General features: G+C 70.5%; 1 protein-coding gene. It reads left to right on the forward strand.

Annotated elements, in window-relative coordinates:
* The coding region (locus BZL64_RS37805; RefSeq protein WP_279634667.1) for an SGNH/GDSL hydrolase family protein at window positions 1-482 on the forward strand (482 nt) is incomplete at both ends.

Here is a 482-nt window from a genome sequence, read left to right on the forward strand (position 1 = left end):
CGGGCTGCCGGCCGGAATGAAGGACGTCGAGTTGTGGCTGCCACAGCAGACCCCGACGGAACTGGTGGCACTGCGCGCTGACGGCGAGGTGCTGGCACCGCTGCCGGACGGGCGGCGCCGCTGGGTGCACCACGGCAGTTCCATCAGCCACTGCATCGAGGCTGACGGCCCGACCGGGACCTGGCCGGTGGTGGCAGCTGCGCTCGGAGGGGTGGAGGTGATCAACCTCAGCCAGGCGGGCAACGCGCTGCTGGATCCCTATGTCGCCCGGACGATCCGCGATACGCCCGCCGACCTGATCAGCCTCAAGGTGGGCATCAACATCGTGAGCCTGTCCGCCTTCCGGCTGCGGACGTTCGGCCCGGCGGTACACGGATCCCTGGACACGATCCGGGACGGGCACCCGGACATCCCGCTGCTGTTGATCTCTCCGGTGAGCTGTCCTGCCCTGGAGGAGGCCCCCGGCCCGACCGCGACCGGCC

Source organism: Streptomyces bobili, assembly GCF_002154575.1.
Lineage (GTDB): Bacteria > Actinomycetota > Actinomycetes > Streptomycetales > Streptomycetaceae > Streptomyces > Streptomyces bobili.